This is a genomic window from Flavobacterium sp. DSP2-3-1 (genome assembly GCF_049896865.1).
In the GTDB taxonomy this organism is placed as follows: Bacteria; Bacteroidota; Bacteroidia; order Flavobacteriales; family Flavobacteriaceae; genus Flavobacterium.
This window is the reverse complement of the sequence record NZ_JAFCVD010000011.1, coordinates 144,467-164,734: the sequence shown is the minus strand read 5'-3', so window position 1 is coordinate 164,734 and position 20,268 is coordinate 144,467. Positions and strand designations below refer to the sequence as shown.

Genomic DNA, 20,268 nt, shown 5'->3' with positions numbered 1-20,268 from the left:
GATGCGCCTACCGTTTTCCCTATCGGAAACACAACCGTAACTTGGACTGTAACAGACCATGCAGGAAATACCGCTACTTGTACTCAAATTGTAACGGTGGTAGACAATATCAATCCAACCATCACCTGTGCACCGCCGGTAACGGTGCCTGTGGACGTGGCTTCTTGTACTGCGGCTAAAGCCAATGTAACTCTTGGAAATCCAACTACTGCTGATAATTGTGAGGTGAAATCTGTAACCAACGATGCGCCTACCGTTTTTCCTATCGGAAACACAACCGTAACTTGGACTGTAACAGACCATTCAGGAAATACCGCTACTTGTACTCAAATTGTAACGGTGGTAGACAATATTAATCCAACTATCACTTGTGCAGCGCCGGTAACGGTGACTGTGGATGTGGCTTCCTGTACGGCGGCTAAAGCCAATGTAACTCTCGGAAATCCAACTACTGCTGATAACTGTGGGGTGAAATCTGTAACCAACGATGCGCCTACCGTTTTTCCTATCGGAAACACAACCGTAACTTGGACTGTAACAGACCATGCAGGAAATACCGCTACTTGTACTCAAATTGTAACGGTGGTAGACAATATCAATCCAACCATCACCTGTGCACCGCCGGTAACGGTGCCTTTGGATGTGGCTTCCTGTACCGCGGCTAAAGCCAATGTAACTCTTGGAAATCCAACTACTGCTGATAACTGTGAGGTGAAATCTGTAACCAACGATGCGCCTACCGTTTTCCCTATCGGAAACACAACCGTAACTTGGACTGTAACAGACCATGCAGGGAATACCGCTACTTGTACTCAAATTGTAACGGTGGTAGACAATATCAATCCAACCATCACCTGTGCAGCGCCGGTAACGGTGCCTGTGGATGTGGCTTCCTGTACTGCGGCTAAAGCCAATGTAACTCTTGGAAATCCAACTACTGCTGATAACTGTGAGGTAAAATCTGTAACCAACGATGCGCCTGCCGTTTTTCCTATCGGAAACACAACCGTAACTTGGACTGTAACAGACCATGCAGGAAATACCGCTACTTGTACTCAAATCGTAACGGTGGTAGACAATATTAATCCAACTATCACCTGTGCAGCGCCGGTAACGGTGCCTGTGGATGTGGCTTCCTGTACTGCGGCTAAAGCCAATGTAACTCTTGGAAATCCAACTACTACTGATAATTGTGAGGTGAAATCTGTAACCAACGATGCGCCTACCGTTTTCCCTATCGGAAACACAACCGTAACTTGGACTGTAACAGACCATGCAGGAAATACCGCTACTTGTACTCAAATCGTAACGGTGATAGACAATATCAATCCAACTATTACCTGTGCACCGCCGGTAACGGTGCCTGTGGACGTGGCTTCCTGTACTGCGGCTAAAGCCAATGTAACTCTTGGAACTCCAACTACTACTGATAACTGTGAGGTGAAATCTGTAACCAACGATGCGCCTACCGTTTTCCCTATCGGAAACACAACCGTAACTTGGACGGTAACAGACCATGCAGGAAACACTGCTACTTGTACTCAAATCGTAACGGTGGTAGACAATATCAATCCAACCATAACCTGTGCAGCGCCGGTAACGGTGCCTGTGGACGTGGCTTCCTGTACTGCGGCTAAAGCCAATGTAACTCTTGGAAATCCAACTACTACTGATAATTGTGGGGTGAAATCTGTAACAAACGATGCGCCTACCGTTTTCCCTATCGGAAACACAACCGTAACTTGGACTGTAACAGACCATGCAGGAAATACCGCTACTTGTACTCAAATTGTAACGGTGGTAGACAATATCAATCCAACTATAACCTGTGCAGCGCCGGTAACGGTGCCTGTGGACGTGGCTTCCTGTACTGCGACTAAAGCCAATGTAACTCTCGGAAATCCAACTACTGCTGATAACTGTGAGGTAAAATCTGTAACCAACGATGCGCCTACCGTTTTCCCTATCGGAAACACAACCGTAACTTGGACTGTAACAGACCATGCAGGAAACACCGCTACTTGTACTCAAATTGTAACGGTGGTCGGAGAAATTATAGCTAATGATGACACAGGAATACAAATAAATGGAGTAGCAGGTGGAATATCAGTAAGTAATGTTTTAATAAATGATTTACTAAATTGTAAAGAAGCTAAAACAGAGGATCTAATAACAACTTTTGTTTTTTCTTCGAATGCTGGAATCACGCTTTCTGGTACTAATGTTCTTGTTGCTCCGGGTACGCCTGCCGGTACCTATACATTAGTATATCAAATCTGTGAAATACTTAATCCAACCAATTGTGATACTGCTACGGTTATTGTTACAGTTTCAGCTCCTGCTATTGTCGCTAATGATGATACCGGAACTGCTGTAAATGGCTCAAACGGCGGAACGGCGTTCACTAATGTCTTGATTAATGATACCCTAAACGGAATTCCTGTTTTGGCTTCGCAAGTGAATACAACTTTTGTTTCTTCTTCAAATGCTGGAATCACGCTTTCTGGTACTAATGTTATTGTTGCTCCGGGTACGCCTGCTGGAAACTATACGTTGGTATACCAAATCTGTGAAATACGCAATCCAACCAATTGTGATACTGCTACAGTTAGTGTTACCGTTTCAGCGCCTGCTATTGTCGCTAATGATGATACGGGAACTGCTGTAAATGGTTCAAACGGCGGAACGGCTTTCACTAATGTCTTGATCAATGATACCCTAAACGGAATTCCTGTTTTGGCTTCGCAAGTGAATACAACTTTTATTTCTTCTTCAAATGCTGGAATCACGCTTTCTGGTACTAATGTTATTGTTGCTCCGGGTACGCCTGCTGGAAACTATACGTTGGTATACCAAATCTGTGAAATACGCAATCCAACCAATTGTGATACTGCTACGGTCAGCGTTACCGTTTCAGCGCCTGCTATTGTCGCTAATGATGATGTTTTTTCAATCGAAAATTGTACATCGTCCGGATTGTTAGGAAATGTATTAATAAACGATCTGAATAATGGTAACCTCGTCGTAGCTTCAGCGGTAAATATCACTTTGGTTTCTGTACAAAATCCAAACATTCAATTGGATAACCTTGGAAACATCATAACATTAAACGGAACAATTCCTGGAACTTATGTTTTAACGTACCAAATATGCGAAAAATTAAACCCTAAAAACTGTGATACCGCTACAATAACAATAATTATTAAAGATAGTACTGGACCCGTCTTTACATCATTGCCAGTGCCATCAACCATAAATTGTAGTGCTACTCCAAATTTTGCTCAAGCAACAGCAACCGATACATGTAGTTCTGTGACGTTAAAATTCGCTGACACAATTGTTCAAGGAAGTTGTATTGGTTCATACACCTCAACAAGAACTTGGACAGCGACAGATTTAGCAGGTAATTCGACAACTGCTTCTCAAATCATCAGAGTGCAAGATACTAATGGTCCAACTACGACAACTGAATTTGTTGCGATTATCAATGTGAATTGTGAAGCTATTCCTTTGAAACCCGAACTTATTTTTGCTGATAATTGTTCAACGGCTTCGCCAGCAATATATACCGAGACAATCACTAATAGTTCTCAAAACTCTTATTCAATTATAAGAAAATGGTCTGTTTCAGATTCTTGTGGAAACATTTCTATATTTACTCAAACGGTTAATGTATCTGTGGCAAATAGCGAAATATCCATTGCAAGCTCTGCATGTAGTGGAGACTCTTCAGCAATCAATATCTTTAATTTATTACCTGCCGGAACACCAACAAACGGAACTTGGGTAGATGTTGATAACACACGAGCATTACAAGGAAACATCCTATACCCTTTTGGATTAAGTTTGGGCAACAAAGTTTTTGAATATCGAATCAACAACGATAATTGTCCAAGAAAAATAGTACTGACTATAAATATTAACGATGATTGTATTGTTTTAGGATGTGGTGACATAAAGGTACACAATGCTTTTTCACCAAATGGAGATGGTATAAACGAAGTGTTCGTTATCGATAATATTGATGATACTGCTTGTTATCCGGAAAACACTGTTGAAATATATAACCGTTGGGGTGTATTAGTTTTTGAAACTAAAAATTACAATAATCAAACTAATAATTTTGAAGGTATCTCTCGTGGAAGATCAACTGTTAATCAGTCTTCTGGTTTACCGACAGGAACCTATTTTTACATCTTAAATTACAGTACTATTGATGCGAATGGTAAAGTAGAAATGAAAAAATTAGACGGGTATTTATACCTTACTAAATAATTTTGAATTAATGTAAATCCTGAGGACAGTTAAAAGTCTTCAGGTAAAAAAATGAATTAGCCCTATTCTTTAATATAAATAGTGTTGAAATTTTTCGAAACAGATCTTTTGAATCTAAAAAAAGAAGTAGTTCAATCACAACAAAAAAATCTACTATGAGAACAAAAATATTTTTAATATTGTTAATGTTTACATCATTTACTGGTTTTGCACAACAAGATGCACAATATACTCAGTACATGTACAATACCATTAACATCAATCCCGCTTATGCAGGATCTAGAGGAGCAATGAGTATTTTCGCCATGCATCGTACACAATGGGTAGGGTTGGACGGTGCCCCTGTTACAAATGTTGCCTCAATCAACACCCCGCTAAATGATACTAATCTTGGTTTAGGAGTTTCTTTTATTAGTGATAAAATTGGACCCACAAATGAAAGTACAATTTCTGCTGATTTCTCCTACACCATTCCTATATCGGAAGATTATAAACTATCATTTGGTTTAAAGGCAACTGCAAATTTATTCAATTTAGATATTTCAAAATTAAATCCTGTTGATTCCTATCCACTTGATCCCACGATGCAAAATATCGAGAATAAATTTTCGCCTAACATTGGAGCAGGTTTATATCTTCATTCTGATAAAGCATACGTTGGTATTTCCATTCCAAATTTTATTGAATCAGACCGTTATGATGATAATGAAATTGCAATCTTTAGAGAAAAAATACATTATTATTTAATAGGCGGTTATGTTTTCGATATCAATAGTTCATTAAAATTTAAACCTGCATTACTAACTAAAATGGTTTTAGGGGCGCCACTACAAGTTGATGTTTCTGGTAACTTTATGTTTAATGAAAAATTTGTAGTGGGAGTTGCTTACAGATGGAGTGCAGCGCTCAGTGCCATGGTTGGTTTTCAAGTTTCTGATGGAATGTACATAGGGTATGGATATGACAGGGAGACAACCCGATTAAGAAATTATAATTCTGGTTCTCATGAAATATTCTTGCGCTATGAAATATTTAAAAATAATGGTAAAATTACAACTCCAAGATTCTTCTAAAACAATTAATATGAAAAATAATATACTCTTTTGTATAACATTAATTATTGCGTTTTCATTTAATGTATACCCGCAAAAAGAAAAGGTAAAAATTGCAGACAAAAAATACGACAACTATGCCTACATTGACGCTATAAAAACCTACGAAAAAGTAGCCGAAAAAGGATATAAATCGGCAGATATGTTTAAAAAATTAGGCAATTCCTATTACTTCAATGCTGAGTTAGAACAAGCGGCCAAGTGGTATGGTGAATTATTTGCTGTATATACTACCGACTTGGAACCTGAATATTATTTCCGTTATGCGCAATCGTTAAGATCCATTGGTCAAAATGATAAAGCTAACGAACTATTGGAATTGTTTAATCAAAAATCGGGAAACGATAGCCGCGGACGTCTTTTCATGAAAAATGTGAATTATCTTGACGCTATAAAAGCCAACTCTGGAAGATATAAAATTGAGGATGCCGGAATAAACTCTATTTATTCCGATTATGGGACGGCATTCTTTTCAAATGAAATCGTGTTCGCATCAGCAAGGGACACGGGAAGTTTAGGACAAAGAAAACACAAATGGACAAATCAATATTTCACTAATTTATATGCCGCCAATTTAGGGGAAAATATGATCCCTGAAAAACCACAAAAGTTTGACAAAAAAATAAATTCTAAATTTCATGAGTCTACCCCTGCTTTTACAAAAGACGGGAAAACAATGTACTTTACCCGAAACAATTATCTCGATGGCAAAAAAGGAAAAGATGCTAATAAAATTACTTTAATAAAAATATATAAAGCCATTTTAGAAAATGATTCTTGGTCAAATATAACTGAACTTCCTTTTAATAGCGATAATTACAGTGTTGCACATCCTGCGTTAAGTCCCGATGGCAAAACATTATATTTTGCATCTGACATGCCGGGAACAGTTGGTCTATCCGATTTATATAAAGTACAAATAAACGATAATGGAACCTTCGGTATTCCGGTGAATTTAGGAAATACAATCAACACTGAAGGAAGAGAAACTTTTCCATTTGTAAATGATGAAAACGAAATTTACTTTGCATCAGACGGACATCCCGGCTTAGGAGGTTTAGATGTTTTTGTTTCGACTATTAATCCCAATGGAACTTTTGAAGAGGTACAAAATGTAGGTGCTGATATTAATTCTCCAAAAGATGATTTCGCTTATTTAATAGATACAAAATCAAGAAGAGGTTTTTTCACCTCAAACAGGGATGGTGGTCTGGGATACGATGATATTTATAAATTTTTAGAGCAAAAAAAAATCACATGTCAACAATTATTATATGGTGAGATTACTGATCTTGCTACAGCAGAATTACTTCCTGATGCTAAAGTAACTTTATTTGACAATCAATTTAATATCCTTAACACAACTATTTCTGATGATAAGGGTAATTATTCTTTTACTGTTGAATGCGGCAAAACATATTATGTAAGAGCTCAAAAACCTGAATATACAACTAAGGAACAGATGATTGTAATAGCGAATGAAAATGGAAAAACATACGTGCCAATAGCATTAGAAAACGCGAAATGCAAAGTAACAATTGGTGATGATTTAGGTAAATGTTTTAATATAAAAATGATTTATTTTGATTTAGATAAATCAAACATCCGACAAGAAGCAGCGTTTGATTTAGAAAAAATATTAGATGTTTTAAACCAAAATCCAACAATGAAACTTGATATTCGTTCCCATACGGATAGCAGGCAAACATTTAAATATAATGAAGCATTATCTGATAGAAGAGCTGTATCTACTATTAATTGGTTAATCAAAAATGGCGTAAATGCAAACCGATTGACTGGAAAAGGATATGGTGAAACACAACTGGTAAATAAATGTGCTGATGATGTAAAATGTACTGAGGACGAACACCAATTGAACCGAAGAAGTGAATTTATTATTACTGCTTTGTAAAAAACGATCATGGTTAAACCTAGCAGGCTGCCTGATAAAGGCAGCCTATTTTTTTAGTTATTTCATAAATCAGGATTTGATTTAATACCACTTTCATGTTAATCAAGTAATGCAAAATCTAAAGCTTTAAAGGGATTAACAACTATATAAGAGCATATTTGGTTAATCTTTGACATAAATAACAATATTAAAAAAGTCCAATGAAAAAGAATTCATTGGACTTAAAAAAAAATACAAATACAATTTTTTAAATATTTCAAATAAGGTTAAATATGTGAGATATTTTAAAATATAAAAGACTGTCTTTTGGGGATAAGACAGCCTTTTAATTATAAAAAACTCAACTTATATTTTTGCAAAAATATTTGTGTAATACTTTTTACCAGTTGCGGGATTCTCTTTAATAGCGATTCCAAAATGTGTAAAATTACCTTCAATATTTTCTTTGTGACCAGGACTGGCTAACCATGCATTTAAAACGGCTTCCGGCGTGTTGTAATTGTATGCTATATTTTCACTCACAGACGTGGCACCCAAGGTTTGCATTATATTCTCTGATCGGGCTGAAAAACCATTGTGGTTTACAACATTATTAGCAATCATATAATTACTATGTTCTTCAGATTTGTACGACATGTGATTAATATTTTGCAAAGGATTTAAACCTTTGCTAACTCTGTGTGCATTGATTAATTCCATTGTCTTCAATTCAATAGAGTTGTACGAGTAATTAGCTACTTTTTGGAGACTTACAGTAGTAGCTTCAACTTCGGAATCTTCTGAAGAACAGGAATTCATAGTACATATTACAGTAGCGAGCAATAATGCACGAAGTAATTTTAGCTTCATAATTTTAGCAGGTTAGGTTTAAAGTAGATTGTGGGGCAAACAACTTTAATATATAATACTATGTTTTTTGTTTCTTACTCAAACGTAAGCATTTTACCGTTTAAATACCAAAAAAAATCGATGAACTACATTATAAAAATAATTAAATGTGTATATTTCTTACACTATGGAGCCAAACGGTCAATTTTCCAAGAATAATCTTGTTGACTTGTATAACGAATTCTGTCATGTAATCGATTGGGTCTCCCTTGCCAAAACTCTACTTCTAAAGGAGTTACTAAAAATCCGCCCCAGTGTTTGGGTCTCGGAATTACGACACTCTCAAAATCTTTTTCTAACTGCTTCAGGTTTTCCTCTAAATATTCTCTGGACGGAACTACTTCACTTTGAGTAGATACAATTGCTCCCAATTTACTTCCGTTTGGTCTGGATTCAAAATAACTGTCAGAATTTATTTCCGATGTCCTTTTTGCTATTCCTTTTATGATAACCTGACGCTCCATGGTATGCCAAAAAAAAGACAGGCAAACGTTATGATTTTCAGCAATAGCCTTACCCTTTTCTGAATTATAATTGGTATAAAAAATAAAACCTTCTTCATTAAACTTTTTCAATAAGACAACTCGGGACTTCGGAAAGCCATCTAATCCAATTGTTGCCACTGTCATCGCATTTACTTCGCTGTCGCCACCAAGATCTTCTACTTCATGAAACCAGCGATTAAACAAGTTAATTGGATCCTCCGGAATATTGGATTCTAACAATTCACTCTTCTCGTATGATTTTCTGTAATTACTTAAGTCATTCATAATTTTGTTTTTTAAAAATGTTAGATCATTTGATGATTCAATTCAATTAAAATAAAAAATCCTATTGGCAATTTTTACAATCTAAATTAATTTCTGTATTTAAAACTCGAAGCTTTTTCCATCATCGCCTAAGAGCACTTCAGGAAAAATAGTTTCGGCTTCTTCTTTAAACAATTGGATACTTTCATATCGAGTAGAATAATGTCCTAAAATTAATTGTTTGGCATTTGCTTTCAAAGCAATGGTTGCCGCTTCCTTTGCTGTAGAATGTAATGTTTTTTTGGCCAGATTTTCCTCAGATTGCAGGAAAGTAGATTCATGGTACAGTACATCTATATTTTCTATAATTGGAATTATTGCTTCATTATAAACTGTATCCGAACAAAAAGCGTAATTCTTTGCCGGAATAGGATCAAATGTTAAGTTGTCGTTTGCTATAATTCTTCCGTCTTCTAACGTGATATCTTTTCCGTTTTTTATTTTTTGGTAATAACAACTTTCTATTTCATAATTTTGAACGGCATCCAAGTTTAGTTTTCGATCACCTATTTTTTCTTGGAACAAAAAACCGTTGGTGTACACGCGATGTTTCAATGGAATGGTTTTCACCAAAACCTTGTCGTCTTCAAAAATAATCTCGCTTTCAAGAGATTCCAATTCATGAAAAAATAAACCGTAATTGGTCCAGGAATTAGACAATCGCAATTGCAGCTTGATAATTTCTTTGATGCCCTTTGGACCATAAATATGCAAATCCGTAGTTCGGTTCAGCAAAGTAAATGTTGATACTAAACCCACTAATCCAAAAAAGTGGTCCCCATGCAAATGGGAAATAAAAATATGGTTTATTTTAGAAAATCGGATTTTATTCTTCCGCAATTGTACTTGCGTTCCTTCCCCGCAATCAATCAGAAAAAGTCTGTTTTTTATTTCTAAAATCTGAGAAGTAGGATTGGTAAACGTTCGGGGTGTTGCGGCATAGCAACCAAGGATTGTTAGTTTCAAGTTTTTGCTTATTCGGTTATTTCTTATTTTTCTTAAATCAATTAAACGGTTAAACATAACCGAATAAACCAATTTAAAAACCTAAATCTCTTTCAATCTCTTCCATTTCTATGATGTCATGCGCTTCTAATAGTGAAGGTACAACTGTTAATTTAGAAGGTACAGCGTTGTAATCAAAATCTGAAGTGACGATAACAAATGACTTTTTAGCTTTTTTATGTTGTTTTGATAACGGCAGAAATAACTTAATATCATTCGATGACAAATCTTTATGCAGCAAAAGATCAATTATTATGTTGTGTTTTTCGAATGTTTTATATTGGTGGGTAACCTTCATTAAAAAAGAAGTAAAATCGCCCTGAGTATCTCTAATTGTTATCGTATGTCCTTTTTGATCTACTTTCATTATATTAAATTTCAGAGACTGCTTAAAGGCAGAGTAGTTTATAAATAGCTAATTTACAAAGTATTATGTTTATTTATTGAATTTTTGAAGCCAAAAGATAAATAACTGCCATTCTTATTGCCACACCATTTTCTACTTGGTTTAAAATCACGGATTGGTTTGAATCAGCCACTTCACTTGTAATTTCAACACCACGGTTAATAGGTCCAGGATGCATGATTATAATTTCTTTATTAAGAGAATCCAAAAGCGGTTTATCAACTCCATATTGCTGCGCATATTCCCTTGTGGATGGGAAATAATTGACATCCATACGCTCATTTTGGACGCGCAACATATTCGCAACATCACACCATTCTAATGCTTTTCGTAAATTAGGTTCCACGGTAACGCCAAGTGATTCAATATATCTTGGAATAAGCGTTTTAGGCCCGCAAACTTTCACCTCAGCCCCTTGCATTTGCAAAGCATAAATATTGGACAATGCAACTCTGGAATGCAAAACATCGCCTACAATAACTACTTTTTTTCCGGCTACTTCACCTAGTTTTTCCCGAATGGAATAGCTGTCTAATAATGCTTGTGTAGGATGTTCATGTGCGCCATCTCCCGCATTTACGATACTGGCTTTTACGTTTTTGGACAAGAAATAAGCGGCCCCGGGATTAGCGTGTCGCATCACTACCATGTCTACTTTCATCGAAAGGATATTATTTACGGTATCTATTAATGTTTCTCCTTTTTTGACAGATGATTGCGCTGCCGAAAAGCTAATAACATCTGCTGATAAACGTTTTTGCGCTAATTCAAAAGAGAGTTTTGTTCTGGTACTGTTTTCGAAGAAAATATTGGCGATGGTAATATCTCGTAACGAAGGCACTTTCTTAATGGGTCGATTGATGACTTCTTTAAAATGATCGGCAGTTTCAAAAATCAGGTCAATATCATTCTTGTTGATGTATTTTATGCCTAATAAATGATTTACGCTTAATTCTTTCATTTTTGTTTACGATTATAGTTTTTAATAGTTAGCGTTTGTTTTTAATCTAACTTGTAATTAAATACACCCCATCTTCACCTTCATTTTCTTTCCAGCTCACTTTAACTTTTTCATTATTTATCGCATCAACCTGTCTTCCTCTATAATCCGGTTGAATGGGTAAATTGCGACTGAAACGTCTGTCTATCAAAACCAAAAGTTCAATTTCCGATGGTCGGCCAAAAGATTGAATAGCAGTCAACGCAGATCGAATGCTTCGTCCAGTGAACAAAACATCATCTATGAAAATGACTTTTTTATTTTCGACGATAAAATTAATTTTGGTTTTATTGGCTTCTAATGGCTTTTCGGTTCTTCTAAAATCATCCCTGAAAAAAGTAATATCCAGATAACCCAACTGAATTTCAGGAGTTTGATATTCTTTTTCTAAAATTTCTTTTAAACGCTCCGCCAAAAAAACACCTCTTGGTTGAATTCCAACTAATATTGTATCTGAAAAATCTAAGTGTTTTTCGATTAATTGACAGGCCAAACGATGTAATATGATAGTAACTTCTTTTGCAGTAAGTAATACTTTTTGACTCATAGTAATTTTATTGTTTGGTTGGACAAATATACAAATTCCAATTTATGATTTTATAATTAAAAAGAGAGAAAATGCTAATTCCAATAATTCTATAAAAACAGTATATTCATATTAAATAATTTTACAACAATCAATAAAAATTCTATAACAGAGACCCGCAGTGATACCCTAATTTTACTTTTTAACATTTAACATAAAAAACATAAAATCATGCAAAAAAGACTCACCAGATTATTGATGCTTTTTATAGTATTAATATCATTTTCAAGTTGTTCAATAATAGAGGGGATATTCAAAGCTGGAGTAGGTGTTGGTATATTTATAGTTGTTGTCGTTATCGCTATTATCATTTTTATCATTAGTAAAATTTTCGGTAAGAAATAATGATCGTTTAATTAAACTCGAAAATCAAAAACTTCTTTTAATAAAAATATCCCGCAATTGCGGGATATTTTTAGTCTTAAATATAAATTACTCTTTACACTACATACATTTTAGCTCTCAATTCCTGAACTTTTTCATCATCAAGGTAATCATCAAAAGTCATGTAACGGTCAATCGCTCCATTAGGTGTTAATTCAATTACTCTATTGGCAACCGTTTGAGAAAATTCATGATCATGAGTGGTGAAAATTACAGATCCCTTAAAGTTTTTCAAGGAATTATTAAAAGCCGTAATCGACTCTAGGTCCAAATGATTGGTAGGTTCGTCCAACATTAAAACATTAGCTCTTTCCATCATCATTCGAGACAACATGCAACGCACTTTTTCTCCTCCGGATAATACTCTACAGGTTTTCAGCGCTTCTTCACCAGAGAAAATCATTTTTCCAAGGAAACTACGAATATTTACCTCATCACGTTCTTCTTCCGTTTTTACCCATTGACGCAACCAGTCTACAAGCGTGTAATCACTCTCAAAAAATGAATGATTTTCTACTGGCAAATACGCCTGGTTTGTTGTAACTCCCCAGTCATAAGTTCCGGAATCCGCTTTTTTATTTCCGTTCAAAATTTCATAGAAAGCTGTTGTAGCACGTGAATCTTTGGAGAAAAGAACGATTTTATCACCTTTGGCCATATTCAAATCTACGCCTTTAAACAAAACATCTCCTTCAATCGAAGCGCTTAAATTCTGCACATTCAAAATTTGATCTCCTGCTTCACGCTCTTGGTCAAAAATAATAGCCGGATAACGACGACTTGATGGTTTTATCTCGGAAATATTCAATTTACTAATCATTTTTTTACGCGAAGTAGCTTGTTTTGATTTGGCTACATTCGCACTAAAACGACGAATAAATTCTTCTAATTCCTGCTTCTTTTCTTCTGCTTTTTTGTTTTGTTGCGCGCGTTGTTTTGCTGCTAATTGACTTGATTCATACCAGAATGTATAGTTTCCGGAATAATGATTTATTTTACTGAAATCGATATCAGAAATATGCGTACAAACGGAATCCAAAAAGTGTCTGTCGTGAGAAACGACAATTACGGTATTTTCATAGTTAGCTAAGAAATTCTCTAACCAAGCAATGGTTTCAAAATCCAGATCATTGGTAGGTTCATCCATAATAAGTAAATCCGGATTTCCAAAAAGCGCTTGTGCCAAAAGGACACGAACTTTAATTTTTCCCTCAAGATCTCCCATTAAAGTATAATGATATTCCTCTGAAATTCCAAGATTTGATAACATCGATGCCGCATCGGAATCAGCATTCCATCCATTCATCTCTTCAAATTGCACCTGTAACTCGCCTATCCTGTCCGCATTTGAATCATTGTAATCTAAATACAAAGTATCCATCTCTTTTTTAATCGCATAAAGGGTTTTGTTTCCCATCATAACGGTCTCCAATACGGTGCTTTCGTCAAACATATTGTGGTTTTGGTTTAAAACCGACATACGTTTTCCTGGTTCCAAATGAATATGTCCCGAAGTTGGATCCATTTCACCGGCAATTATTTTAAGAAAAGTAGATTTTCCAGCACCATTGGCTCCGATAACTCCGTAGATATTACCGTGAGTGAAGGTAGTATTTACTTCGTCAAACAAAATTCGTTTGCCAAACTGAACTGATAAATTATTTACTGTTAACATGAATATTTATTTTATAAAATTTTTGCAAAAATACGAAAAAAATACTGATTTACTGAATTCCCAAAAAATCGATTTTTAACGGTTTTAATTTATGGATTAGAATAATAGTTTAAAAAAAATCCTGACACAGTTGTCAGGATTTCAAAATTCTTATTTGGTAAAAACAATATTACATTTTCTTGTTTACAGCAACTTTTTCAAACTGCCGTAAACTGCTAATTCTACATCAGCAAGACTTCTGGTATTGCATTTTTCTAATAAATCTTCCAATACCGTTTGACTAACTTTCTGTTTTTTATCTATTAAAAGCAACAACTGTTCCGATACATCACTCAAACTTTTAGACAAAGGCAATAGCGGTTGCACAAGCGGTGCATTTGCACCTAAAGCAATTAAATCGGAATTTAAGGTAATCCATTTCTTAAAAAAGTCAGTTACAATCCCTTTATTCTCCTTGCTTTTATCCGATAAATAATTTTTTACAGCAGCATTAAAATCTAGTGCTTCCGAAGCATCAGCATTACAAGCATCCGCAAATAAGGTTAGTGGAGAATGCATGCGGTATTTCTTTCCGCCACCATTGCGTTTGTAATTTTTCAGTGGTTCACAAAGATTCGAAAAATCATTCAATGCACGCGTATCTTGATTGTTGCTGATGTTTCTTAAAATCACTTCTTTGTTTCTAATGTGCGTAATTCCGAGTTCTTCTAATCTAAAAGAAATTGTTTTCAACCTTTTGCGTAAGCTGTTCATATTTGTAACGGATTCATCAGACCATAATCGCTCGGCTATCGCGGCGGTTCGTGGCCAAATTCTGGAATCTATATTTAATGGCGTTACGAGTTCGCTCCACATTGCGGCTTCTCCTCCTAAAACCCTTGCTTTTTCCTCTGGACTAAGAATAATCTTTTTGGGTATGGGATCATTCAAATAATGACTTTCTAAACCAAGCATCAAATCAATATAATACCCATTGGACAACACAGTATTGTAACCGCTCTTTGCGGCTTTGATCAATGCTCCGCCGGCTTCTTGACCTTCATTAGTTCCTCGCCAAGCATGAATTATGGCGTCTTTTGACATGTTTTCAGTCATTATTTCTTCCCAACCCATTAATTTTTTGTTGTATTCTTTCAAGATTGGAATCAACTTCATATTAAAATAAGTTTGCAAATCATGGTTGTTGACTAAATTATTATCTTTCTTAAATTGCTGAATAGCAGGATTTGCATTCCATTCTTTTCCATTATTTTCGTCACCGCCAATATGAAAATAACTACTCGGAAATAATGTACACACTTCGTCAAAAATCGAACTTATAACTTCGTATGTTTTTGGATTTGTAGGGTCTAAAGTCGCATTAAAAATTCCTGAATTTCTTTGCACTTCATACGTAATTTCCCCCTCGCCTACTTTACTTCCTATTTCCGGATAAGCAGTCAGCAACGCCGATGCGTGTCCCGGAACATCTATTTCAGGAATAACCAGAATCCCTCTTTCATCAGCATATTTTACAATATTTTTGATTTCTTCCTGAGTGTAAAAATTTCCATCTGAAGCTAATTCTGTCAATTTAGGATGATTTTTCAATTCAATTCTCCAACCTTGATCATCCGCCAAATGCCAATGAAAAACATTCATTTTCATCGAAGCCATAGCGTCCAGATTTCTTTTGATAACATCTACCGGTTGAAAATGTCGGGCCGCATCAATCATCAAGCCTCTCCAGGTAAAACGCGGCGAATCCGAGATTTCAACAACCGGAAAGTAATATGATGTACTATTATTTTGAAGCAATTGTAATAACGTCTCCAAACCATGCAAAGCCCCTAAATCGCTAGTAGCATTAATGGTTATTTGATTAGAAGAAATTTTCAATTCGTAACTTTCATCTTCATTTATTTCTATTTTTCCGTTGCGAACACAATTTATTTGCAATTCCGCTTCCGGACTTTCGTTAACTTTTGTCAAAAAACTTTGCTCCAGAAACAATCCCGTTCTGCCATCCAATCGTCGTACAAAGTTGGTTGCGCCTATAAAAATTCTGGGATTAGGATTCCCGGTAATATTCACTTTAAAATTTTTGCTTAAAGCAAAAGTGCCAGTGGTCAACTTTATATTTTGTGGCCAAGGCATTAGGTTTAATTGCTCGGTGGTGATTTGAGCATTCGAAACAAAAGTTACAAATAATAGGATTAAAAAGTATTTCATAGTTTGCAGGTCTTCAATATATTCTTAATAGTCAAAACGTTTAAAAGCTTCGATGGCTTCATACTCTGCCAATCCTAAATCATCATACAATTTTGCAGTATGTTTATTGCGGTCTTCGGCACGCACCCAAAATTCTCTGGAATCATTACCTTGAAACATCACGCGGTCTTTTTGCGATTGATGGTACAAAATAGCGTGTCGTTTTAACATTACTTCCTCCGGACTTAACGGAACGGCCATGTCTATTTCATGTATTCCCCACTCATGCCATGCGCCGCGGTATAACCATAGCCAACAATCATTCATAAACGGTTGTGGTTTCAAATCGGCCATTGCCGCAAAAATAGCGTTAAGGCAAACTTCATGCGTTCCGTGCGGATCCGCAAGATCACCGGCCGCAAAAACCTGATGCGGTTTTATTTTTTCTATAATCGCTTTTATAATAGCGATATCTTCCGCATGGATTGGGTTTTTCTTTATTAGCCCCGTCTCATAAAAAGGCATATCCAGAAAATGGATATTCGATTCATTCAATCCAATGTACCGCACTGCTGCGTACGATTCTCTGCGTCTGATAAGTCCTTTTAGCTTTCTAACTTCTGGGGAATCCATTTGATTTTCTGATTTATTATTCAAAAAATCAATAACCGAATGAAAATCAATTTTTGTCGCTTCATTGTCAACAAAATCATTACAAACTTCCGCAAATTTCAGAGCTTCCTCATCTGTAACCGCAATATTACCTGAGGTTTGATAAACGACATGAATATCATGTCCTTGTCGTATCAATTTAGAAAAAGTTCCTCCCATGGAAATCACATCATCATCCGGATGCGGACTAAAAAGGATAATTCGCTTCTTTGCGGGATTTGCTCTTTCAGGTCTATTGGAGTCATCCGTATTGGGCTTTCCTCCCGGCCATCCCGTTATGGTGTGTTGCAATACATTGAACATATTAATATTCAAATCGTATGCAGAACCTTCTAAAGCCAGCAAATCAGACATGCCGTTATTGTTATAATCCCTGTCGGTCAATTTTAGTATGGAGCGATTTGTCTTTAAACACAGCCAAACAATCGCTTTACATTTTAGTTCCAATGTCCAATTGCAATCTTGAACGAGCCATGGTGTTTTGAACCGGGTTAGTTCCGAAGCTGCCGATTGATCTAAAACAAAAGTGGTATTGTCATGATTTTGCAAGAAGGTTGCCGGAATATCAGGACTGCTATCGCCCTGAATAGTTCTCTTTATTATCTCAGCTTTATTTTGGCCCCAAGCCATCAAAACAATTCTTTTGGATTTAAGAATTGTTGAAACACCCATGGTAAGTGCTCTTTTTGGTACACTTTCGATTCCATTAAAATCAGAAGAAGCATCGACTCTTGTAATGTAATCCAAAGTAATTATTCGGGTTCCGGAATTGATGTGAGAACCCGGTTCATTAAAACCTACGTGACCTGTACGACCAATTCCCAGCAATTGAAAATCAAGGCCACCAGCAATTTTTATTTTATTTTCATAATCGATACAATATTGTTTGAGCGCATCAGCTTGCACTGTTCCATCAGGAATATTTATATTTTCCGGTTTAATATCAATGTGATTGAACAAATGCTCGTGCATGAAGTGATGATAACTATGGTGGTTCTCTTTCTTCATGGGATAATACTCATCCAAATTAAAAGCGACTACATTGCTAAAACTAAGGCCGTCTTCTTGATGCATTCGAACCAATTCTTCATATACCTTAATCGGAGAAGAACCAGTTGCCAAACCAAGAATACAAGCTTTGTTTTCGGTTTGTTTGGATTTAATCAATTGAGCAATTTCGTGAGCAACTATTAAAGATGCTTCCGAAGCGTTTTTGAAAATTTTATTATGAATTTTTTCAAATCGTGTTTCCTCAAATTTTCCGGCACTTTCATAACTGATATCCGTTTTTCTTTCTAGATCACTTTTCATATTGCGTTTTTTATACTGATTTATAAAGATAGGTTTTTTTAAAAGAGCAGAGAAAAATCAACACCCTACAATTAAATAATTACTTTTGGATCCCAAAATTTATTGAATCACGGAAATCATAGCCCGTTTTTACCAATTTAGAAAATATCAAACCGCATTTCTTATTTCTACTTGTTTTAGAAATAGCAAAATGTTTGAAAAAAAAGCAGGCAAATTCAACAAAAAATGGTTATTCAATAATTATAACAATATTTAGTCTAAATTATTTTTTTTTAATTTACTTAACAAATATATTTACGGTCTTACAGTTATAAAAGTATTTTACAATCATCACTAACCAATTTATACTTATGAATTCAGAACAAACAAAGTCTAACAATTCCGCGCTTTACACGCTTATAACCGTATTTTTCTTTTGGGGTTTTATTGGAGCATCAAACGGGATTTTCATTCCATTTTGCAAAGCTAAATTTGGCTTAGATCAATTTCAAAGTCAACTTATCGATTTTGCTTTTTATGGTGCTTATTACATCGGTGCATTATTGCTTTTTATTTTTAGCAGCATCGCCAAAAAAGATATTCTAAACGGTTGGGGATTCAAAAAAGGAATTATTTACGGATTATTGATAAGTACTTTTGGAGCTCTGCTTATGATTTTAGCGGTAACACAAGGAAGTTATTTGTTTATTCTTGGTGCATTATTCATTGTAGCACTTGGTTTTTCATTACAACAAACATCGGCACAGCCGTTTGCCGCTTCACTGGGTGAACCACATTCAGCATCAAGCAGGCTGAATCTTGCCGGAGGAATTAATTCATTGGGCACCACAATAGGACCGATAGTGGTTTCTATCGCCTTATTTGGCGTTATTGCTGGTGTAAATATTGAAGAATATGCTAAAAAACCAGATTCATTGGATTCAATGAGAATCCTGTATGTATTTGTTGGAGGGCTGTTTTTATTGGCAGCGGCTTTATTCCATTTTTCTAAAAAGTTACCGGCTGGAAAAAGTGATTCTACTTTTGAAACCGCGAACAAAGCAATGAAAACCCAAATTGCCATCACTGTAATTTTGGTCGCTATATTTGCGTACATCTTTTCCCGTTATGAAGAACCTGAATTTATTACTCGTTTTATTGAGAATAAAGAGAAAGATTACTTAGGATTAGCCTTAACAGTTTCCACACTTTTAGTGGTTGTTATTGGATTATTCTTTGCAAATACCACGGCTCAAAAAAATCCTGAAGGATGGGGAGCCATGAAATACCCACAATTAGTTTTGGGAATGTTAGCCCTTTTCGCTTACGTAGGTGTCGAAGTAACTATAGGGAGTAACCTTGGTGAATTATTGGTCACCGCTGATTTTGGTTCTATTTCTGGACCAGCTTTAGCACCTTACATGTCTATGTACTGGGGAAGTTTAATGATCGGACGTTGGGCAGGAGCCATTACGGTTTTCAACCCATCATCACAATTAAAGAAAATTTTACTGATCGTAGTTCCTTATGTAGCTTTTGGAGTGGTATTAGCTGCTAATGCTATTTCCGGACAAGATGTAACGCCTTTATATGCTTATGCATTTGTAATTTTATTTCAAATCGCTGGTTTCTTTTTAGGAAAAGACCAACCGTCTAGGACCTTAATGATTTTTGGTTTAATGGGAATGACAGCCATGCTTATTGGTTTATTCACTACTGGAACAATAGCTATTTTTGCTTTTATGAGCGGTGGATTATTCTTAAGTATTATGTGGCCTTCTATATTCTCATTGGCAATCGCCGGATTAGGAAAATACACGTCTCAAGGTTCTGCCTTCTTGGTAATGATGATTCTGGGTGGTGGAATTATCCCACCGTTACAAGGAAAACTAGCGGATATCATCGGAATTCATGCTTCTTACTTTATTCCAGTTTTATGTTTTGCATTCATAGCATTCTACGGATGGAAAGTAATTGGAATTCTAGAAAAACAAGGAATCGGAAAAGAAATAGAAGTTGGTGGAGCACACTAATTTCAACATAAACTAATCAAAACCAAACCAA

At 35.7% G+C, this 20,268-nt stretch carries 14 protein-coding genes; 5 read left to right on the top strand and 9 right to left on the bottom strand.

Annotated elements, in window-relative coordinates; translation table 11 throughout:
* The 3 genes from ACP7AT_RS13470 to ACP7AT_RS13460 all read left to right on the top strand — a co-directional run.
* The coding region (locus ACP7AT_RS13470; RefSeq protein WP_426064883.1) for an HYR domain-containing protein at positions 1-4,275 on the top strand (4,275 nt) is incomplete at its 5' end.
* A gap of 155 nt (positions 4,276-4,430) precedes the next feature.
* Complete coding sequence (locus ACP7AT_RS13465; RefSeq protein WP_426064881.1) at positions 4,431-5,348, top strand: PorP/SprF family type IX secretion system membrane protein; 918 nt, start codon at positions 4,431-4,433, stop codon at positions 5,346-5,348.
* A gap of 10 nt (positions 5,349-5,358) precedes the next feature.
* Positions 5,359-7,299 carry an OmpA family protein gene (locus tag ACP7AT_RS13460; protein WP_426064879.1) on the top strand — a complete coding sequence of 647 codons (1,941 nt, stop codon included), beginning with the start codon at positions 5,359-5,361 and terminating at the stop codon, positions 7,297-7,299.
* A 345-nt stretch (positions 7,300-7,644) separates the two neighbouring features.
* Here ACP7AT_RS13460 and ACP7AT_RS13455 read toward each other — a convergent pair whose 3' ends face one another.
* The 6 genes from ACP7AT_RS13455 to pyrR all read right to left on the bottom strand — a co-directional run bounded on the left by ACP7AT_RS13455 (position 7,645) and on the right by pyrR (position 11,954).
* Positions 7,645-8,148 (bottom strand): CAP domain-containing protein, encoded by a 504-nt coding sequence (locus tag ACP7AT_RS13455; RefSeq protein ID WP_426064878.1) that lies wholly within the window; start codon positions 8,146-8,148, stop codon positions 7,645-7,647.
* A 164-nt stretch (positions 8,149-8,312) separates the two neighbouring features.
* Entirely contained in the window at positions 8,313-8,957 is a 645-nt protein-coding gene (gene pdxH, locus ACP7AT_RS13450) for a pyridoxamine 5'-phosphate oxidase (RefSeq protein ID WP_426064877.1), read from the bottom strand.
* Between the two features lie 99 nt (positions 8,958-9,056).
* Positions 9,057-9,962 carry a ribonuclease Z gene (locus tag ACP7AT_RS13445; RefSeq protein WP_426064875.1) on the bottom strand — a complete coding sequence of 302 codons (906 nt, stop codon included), beginning with the start codon at positions 9,960-9,962 and terminating at the stop codon, positions 9,057-9,059.
* A gap of 73 nt (positions 9,963-10,035) precedes the next feature.
* Entirely contained in the window at positions 10,036-10,368 is a 333-nt protein-coding gene (locus ACP7AT_RS13440) for a ribonuclease Z (RefSeq protein ID WP_426064874.1), read from the bottom strand.
* Between the two features lie 73 nt (positions 10,369-10,441).
* Positions 10,442-11,368, bottom strand: coding sequence for an aspartate carbamoyltransferase catalytic subunit (locus tag ACP7AT_RS13435; RefSeq protein ID WP_426064872.1), 927 nt, complete (start codon positions 11,366-11,368; stop codon positions 10,442-10,444).
* 46 nt (positions 11,369-11,414) lie between these two features.
* Entirely contained in the window at positions 11,415-11,954 is a 540-nt protein-coding gene (gene pyrR / locus ACP7AT_RS13430; protein WP_091206609.1) for a bifunctional pyr operon transcriptional regulator/uracil phosphoribosyltransferase PyrR, read from the bottom strand.
* Between the two features lie 210 nt (positions 11,955-12,164).
* Here pyrR and ACP7AT_RS13425 point away from each other — a divergent pair, with 210 nt between their 5' ends.
* Positions 12,165-12,338 carry a hypothetical protein gene (locus ACP7AT_RS13425; RefSeq protein WP_167547457.1) on the top strand — a complete coding sequence of 58 codons (174 nt, stop codon included), beginning with the start codon at positions 12,165-12,167 and terminating at the stop codon, positions 12,336-12,338.
* A gap of 94 nt (positions 12,339-12,432) precedes the next feature.
* On the opposite strand, the gene ACP7AT_RS13420 is transcribed toward ACP7AT_RS13425, so the two are convergent.
* From ACP7AT_RS13420 to nagB, 3 genes are all read right to left on the bottom strand, one after another.
* On the bottom strand, positions 12,433-14,052 hold the full coding sequence (locus ACP7AT_RS13420) for an ABC-F family ATP-binding cassette domain-containing protein (protein ID WP_426064871.1): 1,620 nt from the start codon (positions 14,050-14,052) through the stop codon (positions 12,433-12,435).
* A 183-nt stretch (positions 14,053-14,235) separates the two neighbouring features.
* Positions 14,236-16,263, bottom strand: a complete 2,028-nt coding sequence (locus ACP7AT_RS13415; RefSeq protein WP_426064869.1) for a beta-N-acetylhexosaminidase — start codon at positions 16,261-16,263, stop codon at positions 14,236-14,238.
* Between the two features lie 24 nt (positions 16,264-16,287).
* Positions 16,288-18,225: a glucosamine-6-phosphate deaminase gene (gene nagB, locus ACP7AT_RS13410; RefSeq protein ID WP_426064867.1), complete on the bottom strand. Its 1,938-nt coding sequence runs from the start codon at positions 18,223-18,225 to the stop codon at positions 16,288-16,290.
* Positions 18,226-18,575: 350 nt separating this feature from the next.
* Between nagB and ACP7AT_RS13405 the strand changes: the two genes are divergently transcribed.
* Positions 18,576-20,237 carry an MFS transporter gene (locus ACP7AT_RS13405; RefSeq protein WP_426064865.1) on the top strand — a complete coding sequence of 554 codons (1,662 nt, stop codon included), beginning with the start codon at positions 18,576-18,578 and terminating at the stop codon, positions 20,235-20,237.
* Positions 20,238-20,268: the final 31 nt, after the last annotated feature.

What these genes read in the sequence shown, in the direction of transcription:
- ACP7AT_RS13420 (WP_426064871.1), bottom strand. Translation starts at nt 14,052, where the DNA reads ATGTTAACAGTAAATAATTTATCAGTTCAGTTTGGCAAACGAATTTTG.
- ACP7AT_RS13455 (WP_426064878.1), bottom strand. Translation starts at nt 8,148, where the DNA reads ATGAAGCTAAAATTACTTCGTGCATTATTGCTCGCTACTGTAATATGT.
- ACP7AT_RS13440 (WP_426064874.1), bottom strand. Translation starts at nt 10,368, where the DNA reads ATGAAAGTAGATCAAAAAGGACATACGATAACAATTAGAGATACTCAG.
- pyrR (WP_091206609.1), bottom strand. Translation starts at nt 11,954, where the DNA reads ATGAGTCAAAAAGTATTACTTACTGCAAAAGAAGTTACTATCATATTA.
- ACP7AT_RS13405 (WP_426064865.1), top strand. Translation starts at nt 18,576, where the DNA reads ATGAATTCAGAACAAACAAAGTCTAACAATTCCGCGCTTTACACGCTT.
- pdxH (WP_426064877.1), bottom strand. Translation starts at nt 8,957, where the DNA reads ATGAATGACTTAAGTAATTACAGAAAATCATACGAGAAGAGTGAATTG.
- ACP7AT_RS13435 (WP_426064872.1), bottom strand. Translation starts at nt 11,368, where the DNA reads ATGAAAGAATTAAGCGTAAATCATTTATTAGGCATAAAATACATCAAC.
- ACP7AT_RS13465 (WP_426064881.1), top strand. Translation starts at nt 4,431, where the DNA reads ATGAGAACAAAAATATTTTTAATATTGTTAATGTTTACATCATTTACT.
- ACP7AT_RS13460 (WP_426064879.1), top strand. Translation starts at nt 5,359, where the DNA reads ATGAAAAATAATATACTCTTTTGTATAACATTAATTATTGCGTTTTCA.
- ACP7AT_RS13425 (WP_167547457.1), top strand. Translation starts at nt 12,165, where the DNA reads ATGCAAAAAAGACTCACCAGATTATTGATGCTTTTTATAGTATTAATA.
- ACP7AT_RS13415 (WP_426064869.1), bottom strand. Translation starts at nt 16,263, where the DNA reads ATGAAATACTTTTTAATCCTATTATTTGTAACTTTTGTTTCGAATGCT.
- nagB (WP_426064867.1), bottom strand. Translation starts at nt 18,225, where the DNA reads ATGAAAAGTGATCTAGAAAGAAAAACGGATATCAGTTATGAAAGTGCC.